Origin of the sequence: Pseudoalteromonas sp. bablab_jr011 (assembly GCF_016464045.1) — a bacterium.
GTDB classification, from domain to species: Bacteria; Pseudomonadota; Gammaproteobacteria; order Enterobacterales; family Alteromonadaceae; genus Pseudoalteromonas; species Pseudoalteromonas lipolytica.
On the sequence record NZ_JACDWU010000257.1, the window covers coordinates 1 to 7,071 of the forward strand.

7 protein-coding genes and 1 pseudogene are annotated in these 7,071 nt (G+C 37.8%); 5 read left to right on the forward strand and 3 right to left on the reverse strand.

What is annotated here, in order from left to right; genetic code table 11:
* Positions 1 to 105: pseudogene (locus tag JIG41_RS15210) on the forward strand (IS30 family transposase); the annotation flags it as partial.
* A gap of 147 nt (positions 106 to 252) precedes the next feature.
* Here the strand turns inward: JIG41_RS15210 and JIG41_RS15215 are convergent.
* Entirely contained in the window at positions 253 to 615 is a 363-nt protein-coding gene (locus JIG41_RS15215; RefSeq protein ID WP_235374313.1) for a TnsA endonuclease N-terminal domain-containing protein, read from the reverse strand.
* 237 nt (positions 616 to 852) lie between these two features.
* On the opposite strand from JIG41_RS15215, the gene JIG41_RS15220 reads away from it, so the two are divergent.
* Genes JIG41_RS15220 through JIG41_RS15235 form a run of 4 tightly spaced genes read left to right on the forward strand, consistent with a single transcriptional unit; the run spans position 853 to position 4,811 of the window.
* Entirely contained in the window at positions 853 to 1,989 is a 1,137-nt protein-coding gene (locus tag JIG41_RS15220) for a PD-(D/E)XK nuclease-like domain-containing protein (protein ID WP_063530435.1), read from the forward strand.
* Positions 1,990 to 2,049: 60 nt separating this feature from the next.
* Positions 2,050 to 2,835, forward strand: a complete 786-nt coding sequence (locus JIG41_RS15225) for a recombinase RecT (protein WP_063529792.1) — start codon at positions 2,050 to 2,052, stop codon at positions 2,833 to 2,835.
* Positions 2,835 to 3,749, forward strand: coding sequence for a hypothetical protein (locus tag JIG41_RS15230; protein WP_063529793.1), 915 nt, complete (start codon positions 2,835 to 2,837; stop codon positions 3,747 to 3,749). The genes JIG41_RS15225 and JIG41_RS15230 overlap by 1 nt, the downstream gene beginning before the upstream one ends.
* Complete coding sequence (locus tag JIG41_RS15235) at positions 3,750 to 4,811, forward strand: hypothetical protein (protein ID WP_063529794.1); 1,062 nt, start codon at positions 3,750 to 3,752, stop codon at positions 4,809 to 4,811. It begins immediately after the preceding gene.
* 95 nt (positions 4,812 to 4,906) lie between these two features.
* Here JIG41_RS15235 and JIG41_RS15240 read toward each other — a convergent pair whose 3' ends face one another.
* The gene (locus tag JIG41_RS15240; protein ID WP_063529795.1) at positions 4,907 to 6,142 is read right to left on the reverse strand and encodes a type II toxin-antitoxin system HipA family toxin; all 1,236 of its coding nucleotides are present in this window, start codon (positions 6,140 to 6,142) and stop codon (positions 4,907 to 4,909) included.
* Positions 6,135 to 6,410, reverse strand: coding sequence for a helix-turn-helix transcriptional regulator (locus JIG41_RS15245; protein WP_036973834.1), 276 nt, complete (start codon positions 6,408 to 6,410; stop codon positions 6,135 to 6,137). The genes JIG41_RS15240 and JIG41_RS15245 overlap by 8 nt, the downstream gene beginning before the upstream one ends.
* Positions 6,411 to 7,071: the final 661 nt, after the last annotated feature.

Sequence of the window (7,071 nt, forward strand, 5' to 3'; positions counted from 1 at the left end):
AAGCAGGTGGCCGATATAGAACGTGCGCTAAACGCCAGACCTAGAAAGTGCCTAGGTTACAAACAGCCTGTCGTTGTGTTTAACGAATTACGCAATGCGGCCTAATTTAGCGAGTGGTGCACTTCGGGGTTGAATTCGCGCAAAATACTTGAGCGTTATTATATAGTAGCAGTGAGGGCAAGGCTAAACGCTGGGGTCTTTTTTAGCGGTATGTCACTAACTTGCTAATATAGTTAATAAAAAGTGGTTAATCTATGAGGTTATTTCAACAAGAAAGTCACTTGGTAAGTATTGGTCAATACCTCGAACACTTGGATATTTGATGCCAGTAGATTCAGCAAGCTCTATTGTTATATTGCGTTCAAGCGGAAACTGCTCTTTGACTTGCAGCACATCTTGCCGCCACTCAAGCAAGTAGAACATGGATAGGTCAAGATCGGATAATGAGTGGTGTGTTCGTTTGGATTTATAACCAAAGACTCGATGTACACGACCATCGGATGGCGCATCATAAGCCGTTAACCAAGGCTTATAATTCTGATACTCGCCTGTACCACGCCCTTCTTTAATCCTCTTACGATACTGCACCTCAGTATGGCCAATCTTCCTAGACATATTATACCGCTATAACTTATTGAAAATTCAGCATAGCTAGAGTGAAAGTGTGATGCAAGCACCTCAGAGTCAAACTATATACTTTCTAAATGACTTAACTATCTGAAAATATAAAATTAAAGATCGCGCTCAATTCTCATCATTAACTTTGAAGATAGGTTTTCTTCTTCAGTTCAGCACGAAAAAATCTCTATGACATGATGTTACTACTTTAAATAAGTAGAGCAAGGCAAGAACATGGCATCAGCAAATCTAAAAGTTCAAGAAACAGAAAAACCTACTGAATGGTTTAACACTATTCTGCCTGCATACGATGATTTAGGTAATCCAAACTTTTTGGACTCTAATGGTGATCTTGTTGAAGGTATTTATAGCGGTGTGCCAAATTCTGTTTACCACGAATTAGATGCTCATAGCTCATCTCTGATTAAAGAGTTAGCGAAAAACACACCAGCTCATGTATTTCGTCAATATTTTTCTAATGAGGAAAGAAAACGAACTGCTGCACAAAGAAACACTCTTGATACTGGCACTTATGGTCACGAGTTAATATTAGAGCCAATTGGTTTTTATGATCGCTATTTCCGTGTACCTCTTGCCATTGAGTATCCTACAGCGCTTCACACAAGTGCTGAGCTAAAGGACGCATTAAAAGCCGCAGGTCAAAAGGTCTCAGGCACTAAATCAGAGTTAGTTAAGCGCTTGTTAGATGCTAAACCAAACACCCTAATTTTTGATGATTTGATTGCGAAATCCATAATAAAAGGCGCTGGAGTCAAAGCCTACAACGAAGCTGTAAAAATGGTCGAAAATAATAAGTGTTCTAGCCTATTAGCTGCTTTCAACGATGGAGCGCTTTCACACATAACCCATAAGACACCAATAGATGGTTTAGTCTGGGATGACGCCCATAGAATTTTGGATACATTCAAATCTCACGCTAGAGCTAAGCGATTAATTTCAAATGGTTTTGCGGAACTTACTGTAATAGCGCGAGATCCTGACTCTGGATTAATGCTTAAAGTAAAATTCGATTACATTAACAAGCATGCAATTGCCAGTGATGTTAAGTCTACTCGTTCAGCCAATCCAAATAAGTTTAGATTCCAATGCCGAGACCTTCGATATGACGTTCAAGAGAGTTTCTATAAGTATGTTGCGAATTTAGCAGGTATTCCCGTTAAATTGTTTGCTTTTATCGGTGTTGAATATTTAGAGGCTGATATATGCGAGATTTTTGAGTTGAAACGTACCCGCCAGATGATTGCTCATAATGACATGAAGAAAGCAATTGCAACCCTTAAAGAATGTTTAGATAGCGAAAACTGGTATGGATACACCAAAAACGATGAGGTCGTTGTTATTGACTGGTAATAAGCGCGATTTTTTAAATCAAATATTCTAATTACATATCCAAGTTCAACGGTGAGCGTTATGAGTTTATCACTTCAAGAATATCAAAATTTATTGTATGGAAAATTAACAGCATGCAAAGGCCAGTTTGATGCTTATCTTTCCGAAAATGGTTATAAGCTTGACTTTAATACAGAGCTAAACTACGTCTATCAAATCGTTATGTCTGGATTAAACGTAGAATACAGCTTCCCGTACACTCCAGTTGAGTCCGTAATCAGTTCATTTTTAAAAGCTGCAAAAATAGGCCTTTCACTTTGCCCTACTGAGCAGCTTTGCTTTTTAAAAACTGAGTATAGTGAATCATCAGGCCAATATGTGACTCAATTAGGATTAGGCTACAAGGGAATTCTTAAACTTGCTTACCGTTCTGGAAAAGTAAAACAAATTAATGCGAATGTTTTTTATGAAAAAGACACTTTCCAATACAACGGTGTAAATTCAAAAGTTACCCACACTACAACCGTTCTATCTAAAGCAATGCGTGGACAATTAGCCGGTGGCTATTGTCAAACTGAGCTAATTGATGGTTCTTTTAAGACTACAGTTATGCCTCCTGAAGAAATTTTAGCTATTGAAGAGCAAGGTAAGGCGATGGGCAATGAAGCGTGGCTTTCAGTGCATGTGGATCAAATGAGGGAGAAAACCCTTATTAAACGTCACTGGAAGACTCTCTGCCCTTGTATTTATAGAGATAGTGTTATGAATGACCCAATTTTGTTTGATGATCAAGATTGTCAGCACAGCTCCAATCACCAAGCTTATGAAGAACAATTCGAAAGTGCTTATTCACGTGAGGCGTACTAATGTTATCAGTTCAAATTGAAAAGCTAATCAAATCTACTTCAGACAATATTAAACAGTGGGAAACATTGTTCAACTTGGCTTCACATTCTCATTATTCCGCTTTAATTAAAGAGTGCGCCCTAGATGACGTTGTTGCGACAATTAAAGAAATGGATATGTTGATCGGCTCTCTGAGTCCTGAGCTGCTTAACCTAGTAGACATAAGAGTTAGGAAACATCCCTACACTACTGCATATTGTCTGTTTCCTGCACTAAATACAGATAATGTAATTGCCTACCTTGAAACTCAAGGTATTGTAAAAAGCTATGAACTTGCAGTGGTTTATGACAACGATAAGTTTGCAATTGATGTTAGCTCAAACAAAGTATCTCACGTTAAAGGCGATAGCACTCAGGAGGCTTCATACTCTGGTTGCTATTTATTATTAGAGTTTGAAAATGGTACAAGCAAAGTTTGGTATATGGATGAGTATGAAATGCACTCTGCTTTTGATGCATGGCAAAACAAAGTATTTGGGGGTATGGATGTATTCAACAATACACTTGAATGGGCTGGTTTTGCATTAATTCTTCGTGCCTTGAAAACACTGAACATGCAGGATAGCGTAATTAGCCATCCAATCTTACCCGTTTTAAAAAGCCGATTAACTTCATATTACTCTGATTTCTTTAAGTACTACAAAGAGGCTAATAACGATAAGTTTGCTAGCTGCGTAATTACTTCACAGTACGTTTCAACAGAAGGTGGAGAACTTGAAGAAGCATTAAAAAAACTAGATGACATCATTGAACCACCTGCAAATATTATCGTACTAGGCCAACATAACCGCCAAGTGAGTAATGAAGATACCGAAATGAATGAAGCATCAGAAGAACAGTGCGAATTTTATAACCTTGATTTTGGAGTTATCTGAATGATTAAAGTTGAGTCAGAAATTTTAAATAAATCGGGAAAGCGTGAGAACTGGCGTGAAATTGCATTTTACGCAAGCGATGACGAAACACAGTTTGAAGTTCGAGAGTATTATGGCCAGCAAAAAATAAGTTATATGAAAGAAACGGCTCGCTTGCCATTCGACTGCCTTGGTATTGCTCGAATGAACTACTCTAACATGCTTCGAACTAGGGTTATTGATGGATATAAACCTATCGAGCAATTAAAGACTAAAGTTCCGTGTTTGCCATTTAGCAATTTTAAGCCTCCTATGTATAAGTGTGACTTTGACGTGCCTTTTGCAGAACAGCTTAGCAAAATAAATGACCCTGTTGTTATTCCTGTACAGCAAGGTAAGCGGGCTTATATAAAACTTGGCCAAGAATCGATTAATTCAATACAAGCTGTAGATATTAAAGGTAATGCTTTCACATTAGACAAAAACATTCAGGAAATGCTTGCCTCTAAAGTTGCAATTGGAAGCTTTGAAAGTGGCGTTTTAGAAACGTATATCCTCGATGATGGCTCAGTCTGCTTATACGATGTGATCATGCTAAATGGTACTGAGATTAACTCTAGCTATAAAGATAGACAGAAGTCATTAAAAGGAATGTTTGGCCATAAAAGTGGATTTACTTACCCGGATACGCTTGAAGCAAATACAGACCTTAAATCTCACCCTGGTAGACATTTTATTGTTAAAGACAATAGTGTGTCATGCTTGGATAGCAGAACCTTTGTAATACCAAATTTTTACAGTGTAAAAGTATTGATTGAGGAAAAGTATAGCTATAGACCAGGTTATTATAAGGTAATGTTTACAACACCTGAAGGATACGAGTCTATCGGTGATTTATATCATCCTCATGAAGAGTTGTATGCTAATACACAAATTCAAATAGCTTTTAAGAAAGTGGAAAATGGTAAACCGGTTAACTTTTGGTTTAGTCCCATTCAACATAAAAACAAGCTAAATTATGATGAAGCTGGCACCGAAATTAGTCAGATAAGTCAGCTTTCATACTTTTGGTATGGGCCTTAACAGGCGGCTCCTATTTTGGGCTAAAAATAGTATAGATCATCTCAACTTATCTGACATTTGCAAAATAAGGCATGACAATTTTAATTATCCTGTGCTTAAAGCGCCTTAAATTTTTCTATCATATCATTATCAATCTCTTTGATTAGATTAGATGACAAACCCAAATGCTTGGCCTCATGCCTAAACGAACGCGTTGCTTCAAATATTTCTTCAGCCATAGTCATAATCGCTTTTTTTGAAGACAACCCCGACTGAGCAGCTAGCTGATTTAGTACATTCTTTGGTGTTTGGCCATTGCCACCAAAAGCCGTCATATGCTCTTTGTAAGGATTAGGGCTGTAAACAATGTCGTAGAAAGGTGATAGCGTCCAGTTATCGGAGTCACTAGCAAGAAAACTGAAGTTCTTACTATGATCATCTTGGTTAACAGTTAAATAATTAAACATGCAACGCTTAATAAGCTTCTGTGACTCTGTAACACTGCACATGATGCGCGTAGCTTTTACTAAATCCACATAGTCCAAAGATGGTTCTCGAAATGGGGCATCTAATAACCCACAAGCAGAAATCATATGAATTCGACCGCCTTGTTCTGTGCAATCAAATCTCTTCTGCTCTAGCCAATATCTCCCATTACCCGCATCAATTAAATCAAACTCAGGAACCTCAATGCCAACATTACGAGCCATTTGCATGTAGCAATATTCAACTATTGATTCAGAGTGCTTCAAGTCAAACTTTTCAGATGTAAGCTTTACTATAAGCTTTGTTCCTTGTACGTCGTCTAATGTTGAATATTGACCATTCGATAAACGCGTAACGTTCATTTTTGGCCTAGCACCACCCGATCCCCCCGTTTTCATCAAGTGCTCAAGCAAAGCAGACTCAGTGCCTTCAAATTCTTCAATCGCAGCTCGACCGAGGGTAATAATATCAATTGAACCCTTGGACTCATCAAGTAAATCGAACTCAGGCTCATAGCTCAACGCCCCCATACATCTCTCACCAAGGTAGGCCAAACGCTCTAAAGCGGTAACTGTTTTTGGGTTCTGATTGTTCTGCCTAAATACACGATCCATGAGATAAAGACCCCAACCATCAGGGAGGCTGTCTGCAAAAACTCCATGGATGCCATAATGCGGTTTTCTAGGCGCAACTTGTAGGCTTGTGTCTGCTTTTAAATTGAACGGGGCCAAAGAAGTAGAGTGAGCGTTTAAATACGTCTCGTCAAATTGAAAGAAGCTTTGTTGACTATTTTCAACAAGCTTGCCGACAAGCACCTTTTCACCAGTGCTAAGCTTACGCTTTACGGTTAGGGCAGATTTAAGCATGTCGTAGCACATCCTCTATTGATTTAAATTCAGGTTCACACGACTTTGTTAGCTCTTTCACTTTTTTCAAGTCTCCGACGGTCTCATAAAGCATTAGAAACTGACGTAATGAGATGTTACCGGATGACTCAAACTTTCGGATCGTCGCATAAGGCACGCCAGAGAGATCGGCTAACTTCTGAACACTGAGTTTGTCTTTTTTTCGAGCTGACTTGATAAACTCTTTAAGATCCATCTGCAAATCATAAGCAGTATAAAGGGATAACATAAATACCTCCAAACCTGTCACTATAGTATCAATTATAGCATGTACAATGACATTATTTGTTACTATTGTAACATATATAAAGTGGTATTGAAGATTACTTCATCAAGAGACAATATAAAAGCCATCACCGATGATGAATGAGACTGCCATTATAGTAACAAAAAAATAACATCTTCAGTTAAATTTGTTATTATAGTATCAAAAATTGTCAAGATTAGAATTCAGCCTTATAAATTAATCTGTGTATTCACTGTTTTAATAATTAAACCTACACCTCCCATTATTTCTGGTGATGACTTTGGCTTTAGGTATTGATTCTAATGGTATTAAGAAGGGTTCTACTGACACTCTTCTAATTAAATTTGTGTAAGAATCGAACGGGTAAATTTGATAAAGGTTCAAAATAATTTCTACTACCAAATCTCAATCGAGCTACAACTGAGTATTTGAGTATTTGAGTATTAAAAGTCATAATAGATGGTTTGAGCAGCCACAATCTTGACCAAAGATAAAACTCGTCTTTGGACAGAATGTATGGTACGCCCCGTTTTGCAAGTTAATAACTAAAAATAACGGAGATGGTTTGCGCTAATGTATTCAGAGTCTATTAGAGACTAACATTAGTCCCAGCTCTACGATGAGATCTGCGCCAGATTGTCCT

Coding starts and splice junctions, on each gene's coding strand:
- JIG41_RS15235 (WP_063529794.1), top strand. CDS start 3,750: ATGATTAAAGTTGAGTCAGAAATTTTAAATAAATCGGGAAAGCGTGAG.
- JIG41_RS15225 (WP_063529792.1), top strand. CDS start 2,050: ATGAGTTTATCACTTCAAGAATATCAAAATTTATTGTATGGAAAATTA.
- JIG41_RS15220 (WP_063530435.1), top strand. CDS start 853: ATGGCATCAGCAAATCTAAAAGTTCAAGAAACAGAAAAACCTACTGAA.
- JIG41_RS15230 (WP_063529793.1), top strand. CDS start 2,835: ATGTTATCAGTTCAAATTGAAAAGCTAATCAAATCTACTTCAGACAAT.
- JIG41_RS15215 (WP_235374313.1), bottom strand. CDS start 615: ATGTCTAGGAAGATTGGCCATACTGAGGTGCAGTATCGTAAGAGGATT.
- JIG41_RS15245 (WP_036973834.1), bottom strand. CDS start 6,410: ATGTTATCCCTTTATACTGCTTATGATTTGCAGATGGATCTTAAAGAG.
- JIG41_RS15240 (WP_063529795.1), bottom strand. CDS start 6,142: ATGCTTAAATCTGCCCTAACCGTAAAGCGTAAGCTTAGCACTGGTGAA.